23 protein-coding genes are annotated in these 24,426 nt (G+C 76.3%); 5 read left to right on the forward strand and 18 right to left on the reverse strand.

Going from position 1 to position 24,426, the window contains the following annotated elements; genetic code table 11:
- The first annotated feature begins 43 nt into the window (after positions 1-43).
- Together WA616_RS04920 and WA616_RS04925 are read left to right on the forward strand one after the other, a co-directional pair.
- On the forward strand, positions 44-715 hold the full coding sequence (locus WA616_RS04920) for a class I SAM-dependent methyltransferase (RefSeq protein WP_336027827.1): 672 nt from the start codon (positions 44-46) through the stop codon (positions 713-715).
- Positions 712-1,350 carry a hypothetical protein gene (locus WA616_RS04925; protein WP_336027830.1) on the forward strand — a complete coding sequence of 213 codons (639 nt, stop codon included), beginning with the start codon at positions 712-714 and terminating at the stop codon, positions 1,348-1,350. Before WA616_RS04920 ends, WA616_RS04925 begins: the two co-directional genes overlap by 4 nt.
- A gap of 72 nt (positions 1,351-1,422) precedes the next feature.
- Here WA616_RS04925 and secA read toward each other — a convergent pair whose 3' ends face one another.
- Both secA and WA616_RS04935 read right to left on the reverse strand, forming a co-directional pair.
- Complete coding sequence (gene secA / locus WA616_RS04930; protein WP_336027832.1) at positions 1,423-4,500, reverse strand: preprotein translocase subunit SecA; 3,078 nt, start codon at positions 4,498-4,500, stop codon at positions 1,423-1,425.
- 69 nt (positions 4,501-4,569) lie between these two features.
- Positions 4,570-5,271, reverse strand: coding sequence for an SDR family NAD(P)-dependent oxidoreductase (locus WA616_RS04935; protein ID WP_336027834.1), 702 nt, complete (start codon positions 5,269-5,271; stop codon positions 4,570-4,572).
- Between the two features lie 42 nt (positions 5,272-5,313).
- On the opposite strand from WA616_RS04935, the gene WA616_RS04940 reads away from it, so the two are divergent.
- Both WA616_RS04940 and WA616_RS04945 read left to right on the forward strand, forming a co-directional pair.
- On the forward strand, positions 5,314-5,706 hold the full coding sequence (locus WA616_RS04940; RefSeq protein ID WP_073421570.1) for a pyridoxamine 5'-phosphate oxidase family protein: 393 nt from the start codon (positions 5,314-5,316) through the stop codon (positions 5,704-5,706).
- 93 nt (positions 5,707-5,799) lie between these two features.
- On the forward strand, positions 5,800-6,351 hold the full coding sequence (locus tag WA616_RS04945) for a GNAT family N-acetyltransferase (RefSeq protein WP_073421569.1): 552 nt from the start codon (positions 5,800-5,802) through the stop codon (positions 6,349-6,351).
- A gap of 36 nt (positions 6,352-6,387) precedes the next feature.
- Here the strand turns inward: WA616_RS04945 and hpf are convergent, their stop codons facing one another.
- From hpf to WA616_RS05010, 13 genes are all read right to left on the reverse strand, one after another.
- Complete coding sequence (hpf, locus tag WA616_RS04950; protein WP_336027837.1) at positions 6,388-7,086, reverse strand: ribosome hibernation-promoting factor, HPF/YfiA family; 699 nt, start codon at positions 7,084-7,086, stop codon at positions 6,388-6,390.
- Between the two features lie 67 nt (positions 7,087-7,153).
- Complete coding sequence (locus WA616_RS04955; RefSeq protein ID WP_336027838.1) at positions 7,154-7,906, reverse strand: ComF family protein; 753 nt, start codon at positions 7,904-7,906, stop codon at positions 7,154-7,156.
- A gap of 57 nt (positions 7,907-7,963) precedes the next feature.
- Positions 7,964-9,679: an LpqB family beta-propeller domain-containing protein gene (locus tag WA616_RS04960; protein WP_336027839.1), complete on the reverse strand. Its 1,716-nt coding sequence runs from the start codon at positions 9,677-9,679 to the stop codon at positions 7,964-7,966.
- Positions 9,676-11,451, reverse strand: coding sequence for an MtrAB system histidine kinase MtrB (gene mtrB, locus WA616_RS04965; protein ID WP_073421565.1), 1,776 nt, complete (start codon positions 11,449-11,451; stop codon positions 9,676-9,678). Before mtrB ends, WA616_RS04960 begins: the two co-directional genes overlap by 4 nt.
- 4 nt (positions 11,452-11,455) lie before the next feature.
- Positions 11,456-12,163, reverse strand: a complete 708-nt coding sequence (mtrA, locus tag WA616_RS04970; RefSeq protein WP_073421564.1) for an MtrAB system response regulator MtrA — start codon at positions 12,161-12,163, stop codon at positions 11,456-11,458.
- Between the two features lie 166 nt (positions 12,164-12,329).
- On the reverse strand, positions 12,330-13,829 hold the full coding sequence (gene ahcY, locus WA616_RS04975; RefSeq protein WP_336027843.1) for an adenosylhomocysteinase: 1,500 nt from the start codon (positions 13,827-13,829) through the stop codon (positions 12,330-12,332).
- A 119-nt stretch (positions 13,830-13,948) separates the two neighbouring features.
- Complete coding sequence (locus WA616_RS04980) at positions 13,949-14,785, reverse strand: HNH endonuclease family protein (protein WP_336027845.1); 837 nt, start codon at positions 14,783-14,785, stop codon at positions 13,949-13,951.
- Positions 14,786-14,870: 85 nt separating this feature from the next.
- Positions 14,871-16,046, reverse strand: a complete 1,176-nt coding sequence (gene manA, locus WA616_RS04985) for a mannose-6-phosphate isomerase, class I (protein ID WP_336027847.1) — start codon at positions 16,044-16,046, stop codon at positions 14,871-14,873.
- Between the two features lie 96 nt (positions 16,047-16,142).
- The gene (locus tag WA616_RS04990) at positions 16,143-17,099 is read right to left on the reverse strand and encodes a DUF808 domain-containing protein (protein ID WP_336027849.1); all 957 of its coding nucleotides are present in this window, start codon (positions 17,097-17,099) and stop codon (positions 16,143-16,145) included.
- A gap of 96 nt (positions 17,100-17,195) precedes the next feature.
- On the reverse strand, positions 17,196-18,338 hold the full coding sequence (locus WA616_RS04995; RefSeq protein WP_336027851.1) for an SIS domain-containing protein: 1,143 nt from the start codon (positions 18,336-18,338) through the stop codon (positions 17,196-17,198).
- Positions 18,335-18,550 (reverse strand): Trm112 family protein, encoded by a 216-nt coding sequence (locus WA616_RS05000; protein ID WP_336027854.1) that lies wholly within the window; start codon positions 18,548-18,550, stop codon positions 18,335-18,337. The genes WA616_RS04995 and WA616_RS05000 overlap by 4 nt, the downstream gene beginning before the upstream one ends.
- Positions 18,547-19,908 (reverse strand): phosphomannomutase/phosphoglucomutase, encoded by a 1,362-nt coding sequence (locus tag WA616_RS05005; protein WP_073421557.1) that lies wholly within the window; start codon positions 19,906-19,908, stop codon positions 18,547-18,549. Before WA616_RS05005 ends, WA616_RS05000 begins: the two co-directional genes overlap by 4 nt.
- A 78-nt stretch (positions 19,909-19,986) precedes the next feature.
- Positions 19,987-20,397, reverse strand: a complete 411-nt coding sequence (locus WA616_RS05010) for a DUF3499 domain-containing protein (RefSeq protein ID WP_336027857.1) — start codon at positions 20,395-20,397, stop codon at positions 19,987-19,989.
- A 244-nt stretch (positions 20,398-20,641) separates the two neighbouring features.
- Between WA616_RS05010 and WA616_RS05015 the strand changes: the two genes are divergently transcribed.
- Entirely contained in the window at positions 20,642-21,121 is a 480-nt protein-coding gene (locus WA616_RS05015) for a metallopeptidase family protein (protein WP_073421555.1), read from the forward strand.
- Between the two features lie 11 nt (positions 21,122-21,132).
- Here WA616_RS05015 and WA616_RS05020 read toward each other — a convergent pair whose 3' ends face one another.
- The 3 genes from WA616_RS05020 to WA616_RS05030 all read right to left on the reverse strand — a co-directional run bounded on the left by WA616_RS05020 (position 21,133) and on the right by WA616_RS05030 (position 24,360).
- Positions 21,133-22,026: a hypothetical protein gene (locus WA616_RS05020; protein ID WP_336027858.1), complete on the reverse strand. Its 894-nt coding sequence runs from the start codon at positions 22,024-22,026 to the stop codon at positions 21,133-21,135.
- Between the two features lie 910 nt (positions 22,027-22,936).
- Entirely contained in the window at positions 22,937-23,980 is a 1,044-nt protein-coding gene (locus tag WA616_RS05025; RefSeq protein ID WP_336027860.1) for a GNAT family N-acetyltransferase, read from the reverse strand.
- 128 nt (positions 23,981-24,108) lie between these two features.
- Positions 24,109-24,360: a WhiB family transcriptional regulator gene (locus WA616_RS05030; protein WP_175562932.1), complete on the reverse strand. Its 252-nt coding sequence runs from the start codon at positions 24,358-24,360 to the stop codon at positions 24,109-24,111.
- Positions 24,361-24,426 lie beyond the last annotated feature (66 nt).

The raw sequence follows: 24,426 nt of genomic DNA on the forward strand, positions 1-24,426 counted from the left end.
CGTGCACCTGCCTGACGGCGTCGCGCCGAGGCCCGGAGGTCCCGTGACCGGCGCCCCGGCCGCCGGGTCGCCGTCCGCCCCGCGGGGTGGGCGGCGACCGTCCGGCACCGGCCTGTTCGTCCGCGAGTTCGCCCGCGCGCCGCTGCGCACCGCCTCGCTGGTGCCGAGCTCCCCCGCCCTGGCCGAGCGCATGGTCGCCCCGCTGCGCCGGCCGTTCCTGCACCCGCCGGTGATCGTGGAGCTGGGGCCGGGCACCGGGTCCTTCACCGCGGCCCTGCGCGCGGCGGCGCCCGCGGCGCGCTACCTCGCCCTGGAGCTCAACCCGGCCATGGCCGACCACCTCGAGGCCCGCTTCCCGGGCATCGACGTCGTCCGCGGCTCCGCGTCCGGGCTGGCCCGCGCCCTCGCCGAGCGGGGGCTCGGGCCGGTCGACCTCGTCGTCAGCGGGCTGCCGTGGCAGGCCTTCGCCGGTCCGGAGGGCGACGCGCTGGTCGCCGACGTCGCCGCCTGCCTGGCGCCGTCCGGTGCCCACACCCAGTTCACCTACAGCGCGACCCGCTGGGCGCCGCCCGGCCGTCGCCAGCACCGGCGGCTGCGGCGGCACTTCGGCAGCGTCGACCTGTCGCCGACCGTCTGGCGCAACCTGCCGCCGGCGGTCGTCTACACCGCCACCCGGCCCGTGCGCGCCGGCGACCCCTGCCTCGCCGGCCGGTGAGCGGCTGGGCTGCCGACCCGTCCGCCGCCGGGACGGCGGTGCTCGTCGCCGTCCTCCTGACGGCGGAGGCGGGCCTGCTGGTCGGCGTCGTGATGCCGGCGTCGTCGCTGGTCCTGGGGCTGGGCGTGCTGGCCGGCGCCGGCGCGCTCTCCCCGGCGGCGGCCGTGCTGACGGCGGCGGGGGCCACCGTCCTGGGCGCGGCCCTGGGGCACCACGCCGCCGCCCGCGGCGGGCCGGGGTCCCTGCTGCCGACGGCGGGACCGCTCGGCCGGCTGCTCCCCGCGCGGGCGCGCGCCCTCGCCGAGCGGCTCTCCGCGCCCTGGGTCGAGGCGGTCGGCCGCGGGCCGGTGCGGGCGGCGGCCGCGGCCCAGTTCGTCGCCGGGGCGCGCACGCTCGCCCCCCGTGTCGCCGCCCGGGCCGGGGTGCGCCCCGCCGAGATGCTCCGCGGGACCGTCCCGGCGGCGCTGGTCTGGGCGTCGTGCCTCGTGTCGGCCGGCGCGCTGGCGTCCTCCGCGCTGCCGCTGGTCCGCAGCGCCTCCACCGCGCTCGGCCTCCCGCTGCTCGTGGTCGCGACCGCCGTCCTCCTCGTCCGGCGGCGGGCCGGGTCGCGCCGGGCGGGACCGCGCCCGGCCTGAGCACCGCCCCGCACACGACGGCGCCCCGCCGACCACGGAGGTCGGCGGGGCGCCGTCGGCTGCGGGGAGCGGTCAGCGACCGGCCGCTCCGTGGCAGACCTTGTACTTCTTCCCCGAGCCGCAGGGGCACGGCGCGTTGCGCGACGGCTCCTTGGTGCCGGTGACCGTGGCGGTCTTGGCCGCCTTGGCCGGGCCGCTCTCCTTGGGCGATGCGTCCAGCGACGGCGCCGAGTAGCTCAGCTCCTCCTGGGGCCGCCGCGGCTCGTCGAGGCCCTTGACCGCCAGCTGCGGGCCGGTGCCCGACGGCGACGGGGCCTCGGGGGCCGGTGCGGGCGGCGTCGTGCGCGCAGCCGGCCGGTTCGCCGGGCCGCCGGTGGAGCGGCGGGCGGCGGGCTTGGCCGACGGCTTGGACACCGACACCGGGGTCGCGGGAGCGGGGGCCGCGGCAGCCGGGGCGGAGCCGTCGCCGTCCACGGCGGGGGCCGGAGCAGCGGGTGCCGGGGCGGCAGCGGCGGACGCGGCCGCCTCGCGGGCGGCGGCCTCCTGCTGCGCGCGCTGGCGGGCGAGCACGCGGGCGGTGCCCTCCTGCGCGGCGGCCAGCGCCTTGGCCTCGGCCTCGGCCTGCTGGGCCCTCGCCTCGGCCTCCTGCTGCTCCTTGGTCTTGACCTCGAGGTTGAACAGGAAGCCGACCGACTCCTCCTTGATGCCGTCGAGCATCGCGTTGAACATGTCGTAGCCCTCGCGCTGGTACTCCACGACCGGGTCGCGGTTGGCCATCGCGCGCAGGTGGATGCCGGCCCGCAGGTAGTCCATCTCGTAGAGGTGCTCGCGCCACTTGCGGTCGAGGACCGACAGCAGCACCCGCCGCTCGAGCTCGCGCATGACCTCCGAGCCGAGCGCGGCTTCCCGCTCCTCGTAGGCGCGGTGGACGTCGTCGAGCAGCTCCTGCCGGAGCACGTCCGCGGTCAGCGCGGCCTGCTCGCCGTCGGCCACCCGGCCGAGCAGCTCGGTGCGGTCGAGGCCCACGGGGTAGAGCGCCTTGAGCCCGTTCCACAGGACCTCGAGGTCCCAGTCCTCGGCGTAGCCGGTCTCGGTGGCGCCGTCGACGTAGGCGCCGACGACCTCGTCGAGCACGTGCTGCACCTGGTCGTGCAGGTCCTCGCCGTCGAGGACCTTGCGGCGCTCCTCGTAGATGACGGTGCGCTGCCGGTTGAGCACCTCGTCGTACTTGAGGACGTCCTTGCGGACCTCGAAGTTCTGCTGCTCGACCTGCGTCTGCGCCGAGCGGATGGCCCGGGTGACCATCTTCGACTCGATCGGCTGGTCGTCGGGGACCCGCAGCGTGGTCATCATCGACTCGAGCATCGGGCCGTTGAACCGGCGCATCAGGTCGTCGCCGAGGGAGAGGTAGAACCGCGACTCCCCCGGGTCGCCCTGCCGGCCGGAGCGGCCGCGCAGCTGGTTGTCGATGCGGCGGCTCTCGTGCCGCTCGGTGCCCAGCACGTACAGGCCGCCGGCGTCGACGACCTCCTCGTGCTCGCTCTCCACCTGGTCCTTGGCGGCCTGCAGCGCCTCGTCCCAGGCGGCCTCGTACTCCTCCGGGGTCTCCGACGGCGACAGGCCGCGGGCCCGCAGCGTCTCGTCGGCGAGGAACTCCGCGTTGCCGCCGAGCTGGATGTCGGTGCCGCGGCCCGCCATGTTGGTGGCCACGGTGACCGCGCCGAGCCGACCGGCCAGGGCGACGATCGCGGCCTCCCGCGCGTGGTTCTTGGCGTTGAGGACCTCGTGGGGGATGCCGCGGCGCACGAGCATCTTCGACAGGAGCTCCGACTTCTCCACGCTCGCGGTGCCCACGAGGATCGGCTGGCCGGCCTCGTTCCGCTCGGCGATGTCGTCGATGACCGCCTCGAACTTGGCCTTCTCCGTCTTGTAGATGACGTCGGAGCGGTCCTCGCGGATCATCGGCCGGTTCGTCGGGATCGGCACGACGCCGAGCTTGTAGGTCTGGTTGAGCTCGGCCGCCTCGGTCTGGGCGGTGCCGGTCATCCCGGAGAGCTTCTCGTAGAGCCGGAAGTAGTTCTGCAGGGTGATCGTGGCGAGCGTCTGGTTCTCGTCCTTGATCTGCACCTTCTCCTTGGCCTCGATGGCCTGGTGCATGCCCTCGTTGTAGCGGCGGCCGGCCAGCACGCGCCCGGTGAACTCGTCGACGATGAGCACCTCGCCGTTGCTGACGATGTACTGCTGGTCGCGGTGGAAGAGCTCCTTGGCCTTCAGCGCGTTGTTCAGGTAGCCGATCAGCGGCGTGTTGACCGCCTCGTAGAGGTTGTCGATGCCGATCTGGTCCTCGACGAACTCGACGCCCTCCTCGGTGACGGCGACCGTGCGCTTGGACTCCTCCACCTCGTAGTGCACGTCGCGCTTCATCAGCGGCACGATCCGCGCGAACTCGACGTACCACTTGCCCGCCGACTCGGCCGGGCCGCTGATGATCAGCGGGGTGCGCGCCTCGTCGATGAGGATCGAGTCGACCTCGTCGACGATGGCGTAGTTGTGCCCGCGCTGCACGAGGTCGGCCTTCGACCAGGCCATGTTGTCGCGCAGGTAGTCGAAGCCGAACTCGTTGTTCGTGCCGTAGGTGATGTCGCAGGCGTACTGCTCGCGGCGGTGCGCCGGCTTCTCGCCCGACAGGATCGTGCCCACCGACAGGCCGAGGAACCGGTGCACCCGGCCCATCTGCTCGGCGTCGCGGCGGGCCAGGTAGTCGTTGACCGTGACGATGTGCACGCCCTTGCCGGACAGGGCGTTGAGGTAGGCCGGCAGCACGCCGGTCAGGGTCTTGCCCTCACCGGTGCGCATCTCGGCGATGTTGCCCAGGTGCAGCGCCGCCCCGCCCATGAGCTGGACGCGGAAGTGCCGCTGGCCCAGCGTCCGGGTGGCCGCCTCGCGGACGACGGCGAACGCCTCGGGCAGCAGCTGGTCGAGCGTCTCGCCGTCCTCGTGGCGCTGCTTGAACTCGTCGGTCTTGGCACGCAGCTCGGCGTCGGTCAGGTCGGCCACGTCGTCGGACAGGGAGTCGATCGCGTCGGCGATCCGCTCCAGTCGACGGACGAGCTTTCCCTCTCCGGCCCGGAGGATCCTCGAGAACACCACGACCCCAGCGTAGGCGGCCCACCCGGCGTGCCGGGGACGCCGCACGTACCCTCCCGGCCCATCCGCAGGTCAGCGGACGACGAGGCGCCTCTCGCGCGGGTCGACGACGACCTCCCGCGCGCCCTGCCGCATGCCGTCGAGCACCGCGGCCACCACCTCGCCGCGGTCGTGCCCGGCGGGCAGCCGCGGCGGCGTCCCGGCCAGGGCGCGGTCGACCAGGCCGGTGTCGACGTGCGGCGGGCGCACGTCCAGCACGGCCACCGACCGGCCGCGCAGCTCGCGCCGCAGCACCGACGCCCAGGCCGACAGCGCCGCCTTGCTCGCCGAGTACTCGGCCATGCCGAGGGTCGGCGCGTCGGCCACGACCGCCGACAGCAGGACCACCGCCCCGCCGTCGGCGAGGTGGGGCAGCGCGGCGCGGACCAGGCTCATCGGCGCGAGCGCGTTGACGGCGAACAGCTCCTCGGTGACCGCGTCGTCGGCGTCGGCGGCCGGGCCGAAGGCCACCACGCCCCACGCGACGACGACGGCGTCGAGCCCGCCCAGCGACCCGGCGGCGGCGTCGACCGCGGTCCGCACGGCGTCGACGTCGACGGCGTCCACGGCGGACGCGGGCGCACCGCCGAGCTCCGCGGCCAGCGCCTCCAGCCGGCCGCCGTCCCGCCCGGCGAGCGCCACCCGTGCCCCGGCGTCGGCGAGCGCGCGGGCCAGCGCCCCGCCGAGCACCCCGGTCGCGCCCGCCACCAGCACCTTCGCCCCGGTCAGCTCCACGGGCCGCCGGTGCCCGCCGCCGCGGCGACCTAACCTCTCGGCGTGGCCCACGACCCGCACGACCTCGCGCCGGACCTGCTCACCTTCCTCACCGAGCGGCACCTGGCCACGCTCACCACGCTGCGCGCCGACGGCAGCCCGCACGTCGTGCCGGTCGGCGTCACCTTCGACCCGGACACCGCCACGGCCCGGGTGATCACCTCCGGCACGTCGGCCAAGGCCCGGCACGTGCGGGCCGGGCAGTCGCGGGTGGCCGTCTGCCAGGTCGACGGCCGGCGCTGGCTGACCCTGGAGGGGGCGGCGGTCGTGCGCGACGACCCGGCGTCGGTCGCCGACGCCGAGGCTCGCTACGCCCGCCGCTACCGGCAGCCGCGGGAGAACCCGGCGCGGGTCGTCATCGAGATCTCGGTCGACCGGGTGCTGGGCAACGCGTGATCGAAGGACCCCGTCCTCCTCACGCCTCGCGAGCTCGGCGCGAGCCTCGGGACGGGGCCGACAAACGGCTGGACACTGCGTGACGATCATCTGGTGGACCTCTCCGGCACCGACCTGACCACCGCGGTGGTGCGCACCGCCCGCCTGGTGCTGCGCCCGCCGACCACGGATGACGCCGCCGCGGTGACCCGCGCGATGCAGGACCCCGAGACGCAGCGCTGGGTCACCGGGGCGCCGGTCCCCTACACCGAGGACGACGCCCGCGCGTTCCTGGACACGGTGCTGCGGCAGCGCGCCGAGGGCACCGGCCTGCCGGTGGTGGCCGAGGCCGACGGCGGGTTCGTGGGCACCGGCGGCCTGCTGCTCGGCGGCGCCCGCCACCTGGGCCCCGAGATCGGCTACTCGGTGGCGCCCTGGGCGCGCCGCCGCGGTTTCGCGGCCGAGGTCGCCGCCGGCCTCGCCGGCTGGGCGTTCGCGCACGGTGCGCCGCGGGTGCACCTCGTCGTCGACGTGGACAACGCCGCCTCGCAGGCGGTGGCCCGGCGCGCCCGGTTCACCGAGGAGGGCGTGGTGCGCGGCTGCCTGCCGCTGCGCGACGGCCGCTACTCCGACGCGGTGCTGTTCGGGCGGCTGGCGACCGACTGAGGCAGGGGCCCGGAATGCCGGGCCCCTGCCCCCGGGTCAGCGCGGGACGGCGGCGGGCTCGGCCGCCGGGGCCGCCGCGGACGTGGCCGCGCCGAGCGGCTGGTCGACGAGCCGGATGAGGCCGTAGTCGAAGGCGTGCCGCCGGTAGACGACGGTCGGCTGCCCGGTGTCGGCGCAGTGGAAGAGGAAGAAGTCGTGCCCCACGAGCTCCATCTCGTGCAGGGCCTGGTCGACGGTCATCGGGGTGGCCGGGTGGTGCTTCTCCCGGACGATCTGCCCCGGCAGGTGCTCGTCGAGGTCGGTGACCACCGGCTCGCTGTCGGCGAACCGGTCGAGGGCGCCGTCGGCGAGGCCGAGCGAGGGGGTGGCCAGCGGCGCGGCGTCGGCCGGGCCGCCGCCCACGCGCACGCTGGCCGGGGTCCTCCGGCCGTGGTGCACGCGGCGCCGGTCGTTGGCCCGGCGCAGGCGGTTGTCGAGCTTGCCGCAGCTCAGGTCGAGCGCGGCGTAGAAGTCCGGCGCACTGGCCTCGGCGCGGACCACGGGCCCCTTGCCGCGCAGCGTGATCTCGACGCGCTGGCAGCTGGCGGACTGGCGGGGGTTCTTCTCGTGGAACAACTCGACGTCGATGCGGGACAGCTTGCCGTCGAATCTCTCGAGCTGGCCGACCTTGTCCTCGACGTGCTGCCGGAAGTGCTCCGGCACCTCGACGTTGCGGCCACGGACCACGATCTCCATAGGACCTCCCGGTCGTCGGGTGTGACCAATGGCACGCTAGTCGCTGTCACGTTGCCGGGACAGTCGATCAGCCGGGGCGCCGGGGACCGGTGCGCGCGCCCCGGGACGGGACCGCTGGTGGCGCCGCGGGAACGCGCGGGAGGACCGGCCGTGGCGTCGCGGCGACGACGGCACCGAGCACCGGCGTGTCGCCGTCCGGGCGTGTCGCGGCCAGCACGCCCGCCGCCGCGGTGAGCGTGGTGCCGCTGGTGACGACGTCGTCGACCACCACGAGCAGCGCCCCGGGCGGCGCCGCGCCCCGGACGGCGAAGGTGCCGGCGAGGTTGGCCCGGCGCTGCGCCACCGTCAGCCCGGCCGAGTCGCGGACCCGGCCGGCGCGGGCGAGCAGCCGCGCCTCGGCCGCCTCCACCCCGGCGGCCCGCAGCTCCGCGACGGCGGCGCCGGCCAGCTCCCGCACGTGGTCACGGCCTCGCTCGCGCAGCGCGGCCCGGGTGGCCGGGACCGGCACGAGCACCACCGGGCGGCCGGGCAGCAGCGTGGCGTGCACGGCGACGGCGAGGGCCAGCGCGGTGCCCAGCGGCCCGGCCAGCTCCGCGCGGCCGCGCTCCTTGAACGCCACCACCGCCGGGCGCACCGGCCCGGCGTAGGCGCCCGCCGCGACGGTCGGCGGCATCCCCCACGGCACGCGGCGCGGGGCGGCCTCCCGCGGGCGGGCGAGCAGTCCCGCGCAGCGGCGGCACAGCACCGGCCCGGGCACGCCGCAGCCGGCGCAGGTGCGCGGCAGCACCAGGTCGGCGAGGGCCGCCGCGAGCGCGCGCACTCCGCCACCCTCCGGCCGGCGCGGCCGTGGCGGGCGGGCGCCGCCCGATCTGTGGACTCAGACGGGGTAGAAGGGCTCGATGCCGGGCACCGGCTGCTGCCCGCGCACCAGCGTCACCCACGTGCCGCCGGCCAGCACCCAGACCGACCCGCCCGCGCTGACCAGCGGCTGCTGGCCGGGCGCGGCCGCCACCGCGGTCGGCTGGCTCGGCAGGCCCGCGGTGGGCACCTCCGTGAGGCCCCAGCCGTCGACGCCGACCTCGTAGGGCACGGTGCCGTCCTCCCCGCCGGCGGCGGCGAGGACGACGAGGGTGCCCGCGTCGCGCCAGGCGACGTCGGTGACGCCGGTCAGCGACGGGGCGATCTCGCGCAGGTCGCGCAGCGCGACCGGGCCGTCGTCGGAGCGGACGACGGTGCCCACGAGCAGCGAGGACCCGTCGGCCGCGCCGACGACGAGCGCGGCCCGCACGCCGTCGGGCGAGAGCTGCAGCGCCGTCGCGCGGCCCTGCTGGGGCAGCGTCGGCGCGTTGACCGGCTGCGGCGAGCCGCCGGCGGGCACCCGCACCACGGTCGTCTCGTCGCGGACCACCCAGTACTCCGACCGCGTCGCGGCGACCGTGGGCACCGAGAGCCGCCCGGCGGTGAACACCGTCGTGAGCTCCCGGCCGTAGTCGCCGGCCAGGAAGGTGGCGGTGCCCCCGGACACCGAGACGCCGACCATCGACGTCAGCGCGCTGGTGCGCGCATCGGCCGACACCGCCGCGGAGGCCAGCCCGTAGGCGCCCTCCCCCGCCGGCCCGGGCGCCGGCCGGCCGTCGACGGTCATGAGCCGGCCGCCGTCGAGGTAGTGGCCGGCGGCGTCGGCGGGCACGGAGTCCGGGCTGGAGCCGGCCCAGTCGTCGGTGCGCTGCACGGTCGGGACGCCGTCGAGCGGGAGGGGGTCGCCGCCGCTGGTGATCTCCACGGAGCTCACGCCGTCGAGCTGGTCGAGGGTCCAGACCAGCTGCGCGCACAGGGTGGACAGCTGGGGAGCCGGCAGGTCGTCGAGGCCGGCGAGGTCGACGGTGACGGTGGCCCCCGAGACGGTCACCGCCCGGGTGAGCGTCACGCCCGACAGGGCGTTGCCCACGCCCGCCGACAGCGCCGGGGAGGGGCCGTCGAGCAGGCGCTGCACCAGCGTCGTCGGCTGGGCGCCGCCGCCGAGCAGGTAGCGCCGGTCGGGCACGACCCGCTGGCCGGTCGGGTCGACGAAGTAGGCGGCGAGGTCGTCGTAGAGCCGCTCGAAGTCGGGCACGAGCATGACCAGGCCGTCGGGCGGGTTGGCGATCCGCCACTGCCCGCCCACCTCGGTGAGCGTGAACTCGTGGGTGAACGGCTGGCCGGCGGAGGCCTCGAACACCCCGCGCGGGTCGACCGTGCCGACCAGGTCGCCGGTGAGCGCGACGGTGCCCTCCTCGACGGTGACCGTGGCGTAGTCGGCGCCGACGAGGGTGATGCCCGACTCGTCGGACCAGGAGGCCGCGGCCTCGGGGGTGAGGTGGTCGCGGGCGACGGGGTGGCGCTGCACGCTGCTGGCGGCGGCGTCGACGAAGCCGCGCACGATCTCCTCCGGGGAGGCACCGGCGGCGGGCCCGACCGGCTCGATGCCGACCTCGCCGGCCGGCCGGGTGGGCGCCTCGGTGATCTGCACCGGCGGGGAGCCGGTGGGCACCGTGGAGCAGGCGGTGAGCAGCCCCAGCACGAGCGCGGCGAGGACGGCGCGGCGTCGGGTCACGGCCGGTACACCGCCGGGAGGGCCGGGCGGGTCGCCGGCTGCGCGGCCGACCGGGCCGTCGCGCCGGCCGGGCGCCGCACGATCGTGGGCCGCAGCGGCAGCGGGGAACTGGTGAGGTCGGTGCCCGCCGTCAGCGGGACGGTGAGCCGGAACTGCGCGCCGAGGCCGGGCTGTCCCCACACCTGCAGCCAGCCGCCGTGCAGCCGCGCGTCCTCCAGGCTGATCGACAGGCCGAGGCCGCTGCCGCCGACGGTGCGCACCCGGGAGGGGTCGGCGCGCCAGAACCGGTCGAACACGTGCTGGGCGTCGGCGGAGGTGAGGCCGACCCCGTGGTCGCGGACGGTCACCGCGGCCGCCGTCCGGTTGGCCGCGAGCGTCACCTCGACCGGCTTGCCGTTGCCGTGCTCGATGGCGTTGCCGACGAGGTTGCGCAGGATCCGCTCCACCCGCCGGGCGTCGACCTCGGCGATCACCGGGTCGCGCGGGCAGGTCACCTGCAGCTCGCAGCCGTGCCGCTCGGCGAGCGCCGACATGCCGTCGGTGACCCGGCCGACGATGGCGGCGAGGTCGGTGGGCGCCCAGTCCAGGACGGCGGCGCCGGCGTCGTAGCGGCTGATCTCCAGCAGGTCCGACAGCAGCCGCTCGAAGCGCTCGAGCTCCTCGTGCAGCAGCTCGGCCGACCGCGCCACGTGCGGCGCGAAGTCCTCCCGCGACTCGTGCAGCACGTCGGCGGCCATCTGCACCGTGGTGAGCGGGGTGCGCAGCTCGTGGCTGACGTCGGAGGTGAACCGCTGCTGCAGCTGCGAGAGGCCCTCGAGCTGGGTGATCTGCCGCTGCAGGCTGTCGGCCATCGCGTTGAAGCTGGTGGCCAGCCGGGCGAGGTCGTCCTCGCCGCGCACGGCCATCCGCTCCTCGAGCTGGCCCTCGGCCAGCCGCTGGGCGGTGCCCGCCGCGCGGCGCACCGGGTCGACGACCAGCCGGGTGACGAGCACGCCGATGCCGGCGACGAACAGGGTGAGCGCGATGCCGCTGATCGCCACGGTGCTGCGGATCAGCGAGAGCGTCTCCTCCTCCTGGTCGAGGGGGAAGGCGTAGTACAGCTCGATCTGCCCGGACGACGACGCGCCGCCGGGCACCGGGGAGCCGACGAGCAGCGTCGGGCGCTCCTGGCCGGCGGCGTTGGGGACCATCGCGTACTGGTAGGACTGCCCGCCGCCGCGCACGTCGGCGCGCAGCCCGTCGGGCAGCGCCGGGTAGATGCCGCGCTGGCTGACCGCGGGCGGCCGCTCGGTCTCACCGGCCCGGTAGACCATGACGACGTCGAAGTCGCCGGCCGATCCGCCGCGGGTGAGCAGCTGCTGCACGGTGCGGTCCAGCGTGGTCCGCACGCTCGCGGCATCGCCGGCGGCGATGCCGACCACCTCGGTCTGGGCGTAGAAGACGCCCGACTGCACCTGGTCGATCGCCGCCTGCTGCTTGACGGTGAGCAACTGGGTGCGGATCTGGCTGAACAGCACCAGGCTGACGATGACGACGACGGTGCCGGCGACGACCATCGTGATCGCGCCGATCCGCACGTGCAGCGACGAGCGCCAGGCCGACAGCGCCGCGGCCAGCAGGGCACGGCTGATCCGGCGCGCCCGCCCGGCCCGCCGGCGCACGCCGCGCCGCAGGGTCGGCAGGTCCCGGGGCAGCCGGCGCCGCGCCGCCGACCGGGGCGACTCGAGGACCTCGGCGTCCGCCGGCGCGGCGGCCCGCTCGGTCGTGCTCATGCGGTCACGGCGGGCCGGCCTTGTAACCCACCCCGCGCACGGTCAGCACGATCTCCGGCTTCTCCGGGTCGCGCTCGATCTTGGCGCGCAGCCGCTGCACGTGGACGTTGACCAGCCGGGTGTCGGCCGCGTGCCGGTAGCCCCACACCTGCTCGAGCAGCAGCTCGCGGGTGAACACCTGGCGCGGCTTGCGGGCCAGGGCCACCAGCAGGTCGAACTCCAGCGGGGTGAGCGCGATCGGCTGGCCGTCGCGGGTCACCTGGTGGGCCGGGACGTCGATCTGCACGTCGCCGATCGCCAGGGACTCGGCCTGGCCGGTCTCCCCGCGGCGCAGCTGGGCGCGCACCCGGGCGACGAGCTCGACGGGCTTGAACGGCTTGGTCACGTAGTCGTCGGCGCCGGCCTCGAGGCCCTGGACGACGTCGATGGTGTCGCCCTTGGCGGTGAGCATGACGATCGGGACGGTGGACTGGGCGCGGATGTCCTGGGCGATCTGCAGGCCGTTGCGGCCGGGCAGCATCAGGTCGAGCAGGACGATGTCGGGGCGCGTCTGCTGGAACACCGACACCGCGCGGTTGCCGTCGGAGACGAAGGCGGGGTCGTAGCCCTCGCGCCGCAGCACGATGCCGAGCATCTCGGCGAGGGCGGCGTCGTCGTCGACGACGAGGACGCGGCCGCGGCTGGGCCCGGTGTTCGCTGCGGTCGGAGGCACGGACCCATTCTGCGACGTCACGGGCCGATAACGGCGGCGCCGGACCGGAGAGTCCCGGTCCGGCGCCCCCATCAGCCCCAGGTTCCCCCTGGCGAGGGACGGGAACGGCCCCCTCGCAGGGTCCCGCGCCGAGCGTGCGAGGCGTGGGGGGCGAGGGGGTCCTTCGTCAGTAGCGGTAGTGCTCGCTCTTGTACGGTCCCTCGACCGGCACGCCGATGTAGTCGGCCTGCACCTTGGACAGCTCGGTGAGCTTCACGCCGAGCGCGTCGAGGTGCAGCCGGGCCACGTGCTCGTCGAGCCGCTTGGGCAGCACGGTGACGGTGGGCTCCTTGCCCTCGTACGCCGCGCGGTTGGCCCACAGCTCGATCTGGGCGAGCACCTGGTTGGAGAACGAGGCGCTCATGACGAAGCTCGGGTGCCCGGTGGCGTTGCCGAGGTTCAGCAGCCGGCCCTCCGACAGCAGGATGATCGTGTGGCCGTCGGCGAACCGCCACTCGTCGACCTGCGGCTTGATCTGCGTCCGCGTGATGCCCGGGGTGCGGGCCAGGCCGGCCACGTCGATCTCGTTGTCGAAGTGGCCGATGTTGCCCACGATCGCCTGGTGCTTGGTCTGCCCGAGCTGCTCGGCGGTGATGATGTCGCGGTTGCCGGTGGCCGTGATGATGATGTCGGCCTTGCCGATGACCTCGTCGAGCGTGGTCACCTCGTAGCCGTGCATCGCCGCCTGCAGGGCGTTGATCGGGTCGATCTCGGTGACGATGACCCGGGCGCCCTGGCCGCGCAGCGACTCCGCGCAGCCCTTGCCGACGTCGCCGTAGCCGCAGACCACGGCCACCTTGCCGCCGATCATGACGTCGGTGGCGCGGTTGATGCCGTCGATCAGCGAGTGCCGGCAGCCGTAGAGGTTGTCGAACTTGCTCTTGGTGACCGAGTCGTTGACGTTGATCGCCGGGAACAGCAGCCGGCCGTCGCGGGCGAGCTCGTACAGGCGCATGACGCCGGTGGTGGTCTCCTCGGTGACGCCCTGGATGCCCTGCCCGATGCGGGTCCAGTAGCCGGCGTCGGCGGCCAGGGTGCCGCGCAGCACGTCGAGGATGACGCCGTACTCCTCGGAGTCGGCCTCGGTGGTGTCGGGCACGGCGCCGTCGGCCTCGAAGCGGGTGCCGAGGTGCACCAGCAGGGTGGCGTCGCCGCCGTCGTCGAGCAGCATGTTCGGGCCGACGACGTCACCGGCCTCGTCGCGGAACTCGAAGAGGCGCTGGGTGCACCACCAGTACTCCTCGAGCGTCTCGCCCTTCCAGGCGAAGACCGGGACGCCGGCGGGCGCCTCGGCCGTGCCCTCGGGGCCGACGACGATCGCCGCGGCCGCGTGGTCCTGGGTGGAGAAGATGTTGCAGGAGACCCAGCGGACGTCGGCGCCGAGCGCGACGAGGGTCTCGATGAGGACGGCGGTCTGCACGGTCATGTGCAGGGAGCCCGCGATGCGGGCGCCGGCCAGCGGCTGCTCGTCGCCGTACTCGGCGCGCAGCGCCATCAGCCCGGGCATCTCGTGCTCGGCGAGCTGGATCTCCTTGCGGCCGAACGGCGCCAGGGAGAGGTCGGCGACCTTGAAGTCGGCCTCCCCGCTCGGGGTGGTCAGGGGACGTGTGCCGGTAGAGGCGGTCATGTCGCTCCAGGGTCGATGCCCCGCGCCAGGAGGGCGGGGCTCGGGGTCACTGAGATGAGCGAGCATGCCGAGGCTTCGGCGGGGCTCGTGCCGTCGTCCAGGGTAGCCCAGCGCGCCGGTCAGGACTCGCAGCCGACCCCGTCGCCGTCGCCGTCGAGGTCGGGGTTCCAGCCCGGCTCGCCCTCCCGGAGGGGCGCGGCGCCGGCGGCGCGCGCCGCGGCGCAGTCTGGGAAGGGCCCCTGCGGCGTCTCCTGCGCGGGCAGCGGCTGCCCGCCCGGCAGCGGCTCGCCGGGGCAGGTGCCGAGCACCGCGGCCATCGCGTCGCGCTCGGCCTGGGTCACCCACAGGCCGTAGGTGGCCTTCACCGCCACCTGCCGGGCGACGTAGGCGCAGCGGTAGGAGCGGTCCGGCGGCAGCCAGGTGGCGGCGTCGCCGTCGCCCTTCTGCATGTTGAGCGGGCCGTCGACGGCGAGCAGGTTGAGCGGGTCGTTGGCGAACTGCGTCCGGCGCGCGTCGTCCCACTGCCGGGCGCCCTTCTGCCAGGCGTCGGACAGGGCGACGACGTGGTCGATCTGCACGGCCTCGCTGGTGCCCTCGCCGCGGCGGAACGCGATGGTGCGGCCGGAGTACGGGTCGTCGAGGGTGCCGGTGGCGACGACGCAGTCGCGGCTGCCCGGCACGAACGTCTCGCCGGTGAGGTCGCGGGCGAGGACGTCGTTGCGGGTGTCGCAGCCGTTGCGGTCGGTGTCCACCCAGCCGTCGCCGTACTCGTCCCGCTCGTAGCCGGTCCGGGGGCCGCGGCCGCGGACGTCGACCGTCGCGAGGGTCTCCAGGGCGCTGCCCGGCGGGCCGGTCACCGGGGCGGGCGCGGCACCGGTGACCAGGTCGCAGCCCGACGTCAGGGCCACCGCGACGCCCAGCGCGGCGAGCGCGCGGCGGGACGACGGGGAGGGCACGACCGACGCTACGTCGGCCGGCGGACCCTCCCCCGCCGCGACACGCGGCCCCGGTCAGCCGGTCGTCGGCGCAGGTCCTGTCGCGTCAGCGCAGGTTCGTCGTCGCCCGGTAGAGCACGGCGGGGCCGCGCGCGGTGACCGGGGCGCCGGCCGGTACGAACGCCGACGAGCCGCGCTCGAGCACCACCTCGCCGTCGGCTCCGGCGAGCACCGCGCGGCCCTCGGTGCACAGCACGACCTGCGGGCCGCGGGTGGTGAGCGGGCCGGCCTGCTCGTCGAGCTGGACGCGGGTGAGGTCGAAGTCGTCGACCGGCACCGGGTAGCGCAGCCCGCCGGGGCCGAGCACCGGGTGCAGGACCGGGATCTTGCCGTCGGAGAAGTCGAGGACCTCGATCAGCGCGGCGAGGTCGACGTGCTTGCTGGTCAGGCCGCCGCGCAGCACGTTGTCCGAGCTGGCCATCACCTCGACGCCGGCCCCGGACAGGTAGGCGTGCAGGTTCCCGGCGGGCAGGAACACCGCCTCACCGGGAGCGAGCTTGAGGTGGTTGCACATCAGCGAGATGACGACGCCCGGGTCGCCGGGGTAGGCCTCGGCCAGGGTGGCCGCCCACCGGTAGGTGTTGATGAACTCCGGGTCGTGCGCGGCGACGAAGCCGGCGGCGCGCTCGGCCACCACCTCCACCAGGTGCGTGCGCCGCTTGCCCGACAGGGCCAGCAGCTGCGGGATGGCCGCCTGCAGCCCGCCGCGGGCCAGCGCCGCGATCGTCGGCTTGAGGTCGGGCAGCTGCAGCTTGGCCAGGCAGTGCAGCGACTCCTCGATCGGCCGGAAGCCGCACAGCGCCTCGAAGGTGGTGAGCGCGAGCAGCAGCTCGGGCTTGTGCCACGGGTCCTTGAACGTCCGCGTCGGGTCGTCCTGCGGGATCCCCGCCGCCTCCTCGGCCGCGAAGCCCGCCCGGGCCTGCGCCATCGTCGGGTGCGCCTGCAGCGACAGCGGCGACTCGGCGGCCAGCACCTTCATGAGGAACGGCAGCCGGGCGCCGAAGCGCTCGACCACGGAGGCGCCGAGCAGCCGCTCGGGGTCGGCGGAGATCGCCGCGTCGAGCGGGCTGCCGTCGGGCAGCACGCTGGGCTGGTCGGGGTGCGCGCCCATCCACAGCTCGGCCTCGGGCTGCGCGGCCGGGCTGGGCCGGCCCAGGAGTTCGGGGATGACGGTGCGGCTACCCCAGGGGTAGTTCCGGACCGCGCTGCTCAGCTGCCACATCACCGAGCAGGCTAGCGGCGGACGGGCCCGGATCGGCCCGTCCCACCCGTCTCTCCCGCCACATCACCCGGTCGGGCTGGGTGACGCGCCACCCGTTCAGTGGGCGGCCGCGCCCTCGGCCTTCTGCCCCTTCCGGCGGTGCAGCGTCAGGCTCAGCACGGCCACGACCACCGCCCCGACGACGAGACCGACGACCGCGCTCGCCAGGGTGTTCACCAGCCAGCCGACGACGCCGCCGAGGGCGCCGGTCGCCTCGTGCGCGGCCTCCTCCCAGTGGTGGACGACGTCGTAGAGGGCGTGCCAGCCGAGCTCGTCGGTGCCGACCAGCAGGATGTGGCCGCCGACCCACAGCATCGCCACCGTGCCGATCACGGTGAGCGCCGCCAGCAGCCGCGGCATCGCCTTGACCAGGCCCCGGCCGAAGCCGGCGACGCCCCGGCTGTCCGACCGCGACAGCCGCAGCCCGGCGTCGTCCATCTTCACGATGAGCGCGACCACGCCGTAGACGAGGACGGTGATGAGCACGGCGACGACGACGAGGATCGCCGCCCGGGACCAGAAGCCCTCACTCGCCACCTCGTTGAGCGAGATCACCATGATCTCCGCCGACAGGATCAGGTCGGTCCGCACCGCGCCGCGCACGAGGGTGTCCTCGTCCGGCGGGTGGTTCTCCGCGTCGCCGTGCGCGGCCGAGTGGCCGCGCAGCCGGTGCCAGATCTTCTCGGCGCCCTCGTAGCAGAGGTAGGCGCCACCGACCATGAGGATCGGGGTGAGCAGCCACGGCAGGAACTCGCTGAGCAGCAGGATCGCCGGGAGGATGATCAGCAGCTTGTTGCGCAGCGACCCGATCGCGATGCGCCGGATGATCGGGATCTCGCGCTCGGCGCTGATCCCCTGCACGTACTGGGGCGTGACGGCCGTGTCGTCGACGACGACACCGGCGGCCTTCATGCTCGCCTTGCCCGCCGCGGCCCCCACGTCGTCGATCGAGGAGGCGGCGGCGCGGGCGATGAGCGCCACGTCGTCGAACAGGGCCACGAGTCCACCGGCCACGGGAGGTCCTTCCAGTCGGTCAGCAGTCGGGTGCGCTGCACGGTCGATCGCGAGCCGGTACCCCGGCCGGGCGCCGGGGACACGGGCCGGTGGACGTCACCGGCGCTGCGCGCGCTCCTGGTCCAGCGCCAGCGCCAGGTAGACGGCGGCGAAGTCGGCGACGGCGAGCTGGCGGGCGAGCCGCGGCAGCCGGCCCCAGCGCTCCGGCTCGCCGTGCTCGGCCAGCCCGCTCACCGGCACGTTGTTCGCTGCGGCGGTGCGCAGCACCTCGGCCAGGGCCTCCGGCGCCGAGCGCGGCTCCCGCTCCCCCGCGCCGTCGTGCGAGGCGGCGTCGGTGTCGCGGATGGTGAGCAGCCGCAGCCGCCGGCCGGTGTCCTCGGCGCGGTCGCGGAAGAAGTCGTCGGCGTCGGGGGTGGCCAGCGGCCCGCCGAGCACCGCGCAGGCCGCCACCCGCTGGTCGGGCAGCCGGAACCCGCTGGTCGGCAGGCCCGCGAGGGTGGCCAGCTGGTCGGCGAAGCGCGTGGCGGCGGTGTCGGCCATCGGACCCTCGGCGGCGATGACCGGCAGGGCGTCGAGCAGCTCGAGGGCGAGGGTCTTCGCCGGGTTGACGAAGGACTCCTGCGCCGGGCCGCACTCCACGGCGACCTCGTCGAGCGCGGCGGCGATCGCCTCGGGGTCGGCCACCTCGGGCCGGACCAGCTCCAGCTCGGTGGCCAGCCGCAGCATCGGCGTGAGCAGCGACCACAGCGTCGTGTGCCGGACCCGCGTACCCGGCAGCGGGACGTAGGGCATCCGCGCCGTCGAGCAGGCGGCCCGCAGCGGCGCGTCCTCGGCGCCGATGCCGAGCAGCGTCACGCCGCGGCGCGCGGCCTCGTAGGCCGGGGTCACCGCGTACCGGCCGGCGCCGGTGCGGGTGGCGACGACGGCGATGTCGGCCGGGCCGGTCCACACCGGCAGGTCCGGGCCGGGGACGACGTCGACGGTGACCGGGCTCGCCGGGCCGAGCAGCGCGCGCAGCACCGACGCCGCGACCGCGCCCTCGCGCCGGGCGACGACCACCAGCCCGCGGGGACGGCCGCCGCCGACGACCCGCCCGAGGCCCGCCTCGTCGACCAGCCGGGAGGTCTCCCGCACCTGCGCGCCGGCGCCGGCCACGGCCGGCAGCAGCCCGCGCGGGTCGCGGGCGCGCAGCACGTCGAGGTCGTCGAGGACCTCCTCGGCCAGCTCCGGCGAGGTCATGCTCCCCCGCTCCCCCCGCGGTGGCGCGCCTCGTCGAGCAGCAGGACCGGGATCCCGTCGCGCACGGGGAAGGCCCGGTCGCACTCGGTGCACAGCAGCTCGCCCGCCGCCTCGTCGACGGTGAGCGGCGCGTGGTGGGTGTCGGGGCAGGCGAGGATCTCCAGCAGCACCGGGTCCAGGCCGAGCGGCCCCTGGGTCGTCCCCTGCGTCATGCGCGCACCATCCCGAGCACCCGGTCCCGGAGCTCTGCCATCCGCGCCGCGTCGGGCGCCTCCACGTTCAGCCGTAGCAGCGGCTCGGTGTTGCTCGCCCGCAGGTTGAACCACGAGCCGTCGGGCAGGTCGACGGTGAGCCCGTCGAGCTCGTCGAAGGTCGCGCCCTCGGCCTCGAACGCCTCGCGGACCGCCGCGGTGCGCCCGGCGGCGTCGTCGACCCGGGAGTTGATCTCCCCGGAGGCGGCGTACCGGCTGTAGGCGGCGGTGAGCTCCGACAGCGGCCGGGACTGCTCTCCGAGGGCGGCCAGCACGTGCATCGCGGCGAGCATGCCGGTGTCGGCGCGCCAGAAGTCGCGGAAGTAGTAGTGCGCGGAGTGCTCGCCGCCGAACACGGCGTCGGTGCGGGCCATCTCGGCCTTGATGAACGAGTGGCCGACGCGGGTGCGCACCGGCTGCCCGCCGTGCTCGCGCACGATCTCGGGCACCGCGCGCGAGGTGATCAGGTTGTGGATCACCGTCGTCCCGTGGCCCTTGGCCAGCTCCCGGACGGCGACCAGCGCGGTCACCGCCGAGGGGCTCACCGGCTCGCCGCGCTCGTCGACGACGAACACGCGGTCGGCGTCGCCGTCGAAGGCCAGCCCGATGTCGGCGCCCTCGCGGACGACGGCCGCCTGCAGGTCGACCAGGTTGGCCGGGTCCAGCGGGTTGGCCTCGTGGTTGGGGAAGGTGCCGTCGAGCTCGAAGTACAGCGGGACGACGTCGAGCGGCAGCCCGTCGAGCACGACCGGGACGGTGTGCCCGCCCATGCCGTTCCCTGCGTCGACGACGACCCGCAGCCGCCGGACGGCCGACAGGTCGACCAGGCGGTTCAGGTGGGCCGCGTACTCGGCCAGCAGGTCGCGCTGGGTGACCCCGCCGGTGCGGCCGGGGTCGCGGTCGTAGGAGTCGACCTCGGCCCACTCGCGGATGGTGGCCAGCCCGGACTCCTGCCCCACGGGGGCGGCGCCGGCGCGGCAGAGCTTGATGCCGTTGTACTGCGCCGGGTTGTGGCTGGCGGTGAACATCGCGCCGGGCACGTCGAGCGAGCCGGCGGCGAAGTAGAGCAGGTCGGTGGAGCCGAGGCCCGCCTCGACGACGTCGACGCCGCGGGACAGGACGCCCTCGGCGAAGGCGCGCGACAGCGGCACCGACGAGGGGCGCATGTCGTGCGCGGTGACGACGGTCGTGGCACCGCTCTCGGTGACCACGAACTCGGCGAAGGCGGCGCCGATGCGCCGCGCCACGTCCTCGTCCCACTCGTCCGGGACCACGCCCCGGACGTCGTAGGCCTTGATGATCGACGACAGATCCGCCACAGCCCACCCTCGCGCCGGCCTCGCCCCGGGCCGACCCCGGTGCCGGACGACCCTATCCGGAGCCCCGGGCGAACGCGCCTAGTCGAGGTCGGGGAGCACCCGGAGGTGTCCGCGCCGGGTGCCGCGGCCGTCGTCGGCCGGGTTGCGCGGGGGCTCGGGACGGGCGGCCTCGCGGACCGCGTCGGCCAGCGCGAGCAGGTCGTCGCCGGTCGGGCCGGAGTCCTCGACGTCGATCTCGTGCCGGACGACCTCCCAGCCGCGCGGCACGGTCAGCCGCTCGGCGTGGAACTCGCAGAGGTCGTAGCTGTGCGGCTCCGAGTACGTCGCCAGCGGACCCACGACGGCGGTCGACTCGGCGTACACGTAGGTCAGGGTCGCCGCCGCCGGTTGCGCGCAGCCGCTGCGCGAGCAGCGACGTGACTGCCTCACCACCGGTTCCTCACGCGAGGCACAGTAGCCGCGCCCGCGGGGTCCGGCGAGCAGGCGCACCGGCCCGGCGCACCACCTCTCCCATCCAACCCGACGTCCCCGCGCGCCCCGGGACCGGGTCCGCGCAGGCCCGCGGCGGGTGGTCCCGGGGCACGACGTCCCGCGCCGTGTCCTGCGCGCCGTGTCCTGCGCGCCGTGTCCTGCGCGCCGTGTCCCGCGCGCCGTGTCCCGCGCGCCGTGTCCCGCGCGCCGTGTCCCGCGCGCGCTGCCCGCCCCCGCGGGCGCGCCGTACGCTCGGCGCGCCATGAGCCGACCCGCCCCGCGACCCTCCCCCGGCCGATCCCGCTCCCGCCGCGACCGCCACGGCCGCGGCCTGCGCGGGCGCCTCGTGCCCGAGGAGGTCCCGCTCTCGCGCAGCCGCGCCGAGCAGTTCGACGACCTGGTGCTCGACGCGGTCGAGGACATCGAGCGCCGCTGGGAGCGCGAGCTCGCCGGCGTCGAGTTCGCCGTCGAGGACGTGCCGTGGGTCGACCACACCAGCCCCGACGAGGTGGTGCTCGACCCCGACGTCCTCGACGACGGGACGGTGCCGCTGGCCCGGGTGCTGCCGGCGCACCGCGAGGACGGCCGGGAGGTCCCGCCGCGGATCGTCGTCTACCGGCGTCCGCTGGAGATCCGGGCGCACGACCGCGACGACCTGGCCGACCTCGTCCGCGACGTCGTCGTCGACCAGGTGGCGGTGCTGCTGGGCCGCGACCCCGAGGAGATCGACCCCACCGGCTGAGGCCCCGGCGGTCAGCGCTCGACCGGGCTGCCCAGCTCCTCGGCCATCCCGCGCGCCTCGTCGAGGCGGGCGCGGGCGAAGGCGGCGTCGAGCCCGTCGCCGCGGTCGGCGCGGGTGAGCCGCGCGACCAGCTGCTCCAGCGCGACGGCGTGCCACAGCAGGCCGACGTCGGGCTCCTCCCAGCCGGCGGTGCGCGAGAGCACCACCTCGCCGACCTGCGCGCGGTCCTGCGCGTCGGGAGTGGTCGCCCACAGGGTGAGCAGGTCGCGGTGCCGCGGGGCCGCGCGCACGCCCGACCACTCGAGGACGACGACCCGGTCCCCCTCGTCGGCGCCGTCGGCGTCGAGGACGACGTTCGCGGCGCGGTAGTCGCCGTGCCCGACCTCCGACAGCGGCAGCTGCGCCGCGGCCGCGCGGACCGCCCGCAGCTCCCCCATCCGCAGGCCGCCGCGCAGCAGCCGGCCGGTGTCGCCGACGGTGGCGCGCGCCCGGCGCAGCGCCGGCCCCGCGGGCGGGGACCACGGCTGCCCCGGCGGGACGGGCAGCGGCGCGATGCGGACGGCGGTCTCCACCGCCGCGGCCGTCCACCGCTGGCCGCCGGAGACGCCGGGGTGCACGCGGCGGGACAGCAGCCAGCGGCCGTCGTCGGCGGCGGCGAGCACCTCGGGGACGCCGACCTGCCGCTCCTCGGCCCAGCGCCGGCCGCGCAGCTCCGCCCGCAGCCGGCGGCGGCCGCTCTCGGTGACGGCGAGGTCGAGGACGCGGTCGGCGAGCACCCCCTGCACCACGCCCAGGCGGGCGCTGAGGTCGGCGACCGCGGTCACGGGCTGGGTCACCCCCAGCTCGGCGAGCAGCGAGGTCACGCGGTCGCGGACACCGGACGACGTCGATCCGTTGTCTGCCACAGCGGGATCGTGTCAGGCGCCCCGCCCGGCCGCGATGGCTGATCCGGCCGCGGCGCCCTGCGATGCTCTGCGGGATGGAGTCCACCGCGCCGGTCGCCGCCTGGCTGGTGCTGGGCCTGGCGCTGGCGGGGCTGGCCGCCGCCGCGGTGCTCCTGGCGCGCACCCGGCCGGCGGGCCGCCCGGCCCAGCGCACGGCCGCGCCCGCGCCCGCCCCGGCCTCCCGCTGGGCGCAGGACGACCTCCCCGCCTTCCACGAGGCGCCGCCCGGGACGCCCCGGCCGCCGGTGGCCGCGCCGCCCGAGCCGCCGCTCGCCGGGCCGGACGACGACGGCGACGCGGGCCGCGCGGTGGCCGCGCTGGCCGCGGCGGCGCTGGCGCTGGTCGCCGTCCTGGCCGGCGTGGCCCTGGCCGCCCGCGAGGACCCCAGCCCCGCGGCCGCTCCCCCGCCGGTCGCGACGGCCGCTCCCCCGCCGCCGGCGCCCGCCCCGGCCGCGCCGGACCTGCCGCTCCCGCCGGCCGACCCGCTGCCCGGCGAGCGCGGCGCGGGCCTGCTCGCCGCGCGGTCGGTGCCCCTCGGCGACGGCGGCGTCAGCGCCCGGCTGGCCCTCGGCGGCCTGGTGCTCGAGCGGCGCGCGGTCGGCGTGAGCGTCGGCTACCCGGCCGTCAGCGTCACCGCGGGCGAGGGCGGCGCGGCGCTGGCGCACCTGCGGCTGGTCACCTGGAACTGCCTCGGGAGCACGGCGCCGGAGGACCCGGCCGCCGCCGGCTGCGCGGCCACCGGCGTCGAGTACGCCGACCTGCCGACGCCGGCGCTCGGGGTCACCCGCGACGGCGACGCCCTCCGGCTGACCGGCCGCTTCCCCACCTACACGCGGCCCACCGGGACCCCGCCCGCCTACACCGGGCGGGTCTACGACCTGAGCGTCACCGTCGCCCCGGCGGGGCCGCCGCGCGACGGCGAGGCGCCGGCGGAGGGCACGCTGTTCCTCGGCACCGAGCGGGCGGACTCGCTGCCCGACCCGCTGCTCAGCCGGTTCCGGCCGGCCGGCTGAGGGGCCGGGGGGGGTGGAGAGCCCCCGGGCAGCAGCGGGACCACCCGGTCCACGACCGCCCGGACGACGCTGCCGCGGCCGGAGAGCGACACGCCGACCAGCGGCGCGCCCCGCTCCTCGCGCAGCCCGCCGACCTCGGAGCGTCCCCACCAGGGCAGCCGGTCGCCGCCGTCGAGGAGGGTGAGCAGCCCGGCGCACAGCCGGCCGCCGTCGCGGACGGTGGCCACCTCGAGCCGGCCGGCCGCGGCGTGCAGCCGGGCGGCGGCGCGGACCAGGTCGGTGGTGCGGCGGTCGCGGACCCCGGCGAGCAGTCCGGGCAGGGCGGCGTCGAGGTCGCGGGCGTCCCGGCTGCGGACGAGACCGCCGGCGGGCAGGGCATCGGCGGGCAGGGCGTCGAGGTCGTCGACCAGGCGCGCACTGCGGGCGCTGGCCACCACGGCGTCGGGCCGCCGCCGCACCAGCGCGCGCACGGTCGGGTCGCCGAGCGGCAGCCCGGTCAGGCGCATCCGCCAGGGCCGGCGCAGCGCCGTGAGCACGCCGAGCATCCCGGCGGCGAGCCGGTCGGCGGCGTCGTCGTCGCGGGCCAGCAGCCGGGCGGCGGGGCGGCCGCCGGGCACGGGCAGCCCGTCGCCGAGGAGCGTCGCGGTGACCACGGGGCCCGCGGTCGCCAGCGCCAGCAGCGCCAGCCCGTCGGGGCCGCCGGACCCGCGCGGCCCGGCGACCACCGCCACGGGCGTCAGCCGGGGCCGGCGGTGCGCCGACTGCACCGACAGGACGGTGGTGAGCCAGGGCGCCGAGGCGGTCAGCGGCGCCCGGAGGTCGCGGGCCAGCGGCACGGCGGCGTGCAGCTCGCGCACGACCTCCGCCCGGCCGCGTGCGACCCCGGTGTGCGCGTCCCCCACCCGCTCATCCGACCACAGGGACGCCGCAGCCCCCGGCGGCGGTGCCGCCGGGGGCCGGTGAGGGGCTGGAACGGCCTCCCTGCAGGGGCCCGCCGCGAGCTCGCGAGCGGGGGCAGGGAGGTCCTTCGTCAGATGGCGCGACGGCGCAGACGGCGGCGCTCCCGCTCGGAGAGCCCGCCCCAGATGCCGAACCGCTCGTCGTTGGCCAGCGCGTACTCGAGGCACTCGGCCTTGACCTCGCAGCCGGTGCAGATCTTCTTCGCCTCGCGAGTGGAGCCGCCCTTCTCGGGGAAGAACGCCTCCGGGTCGGTCTCGGCGCACAGCGCGCGCTCCTGCCAGGACGCGATGTCGTCGGTCAGGCCCATGCCGAGCATGCCCATCAGACCCTGGTCGGCGGCGCCGGCACCCCGGCCGGGCCGCTCGGCTCCGCTGACGTAGTCACTCAG

Origin of the sequence: Geodermatophilus sp. FMUSA9-8 (genome assembly GCF_037034165.1) — a bacterium.
In the GTDB taxonomy this organism is placed as follows: domain Bacteria; phylum Actinomycetota; class Actinomycetes; order Mycobacteriales; family Geodermatophilaceae; genus Geodermatophilus; species Geodermatophilus nigrescens.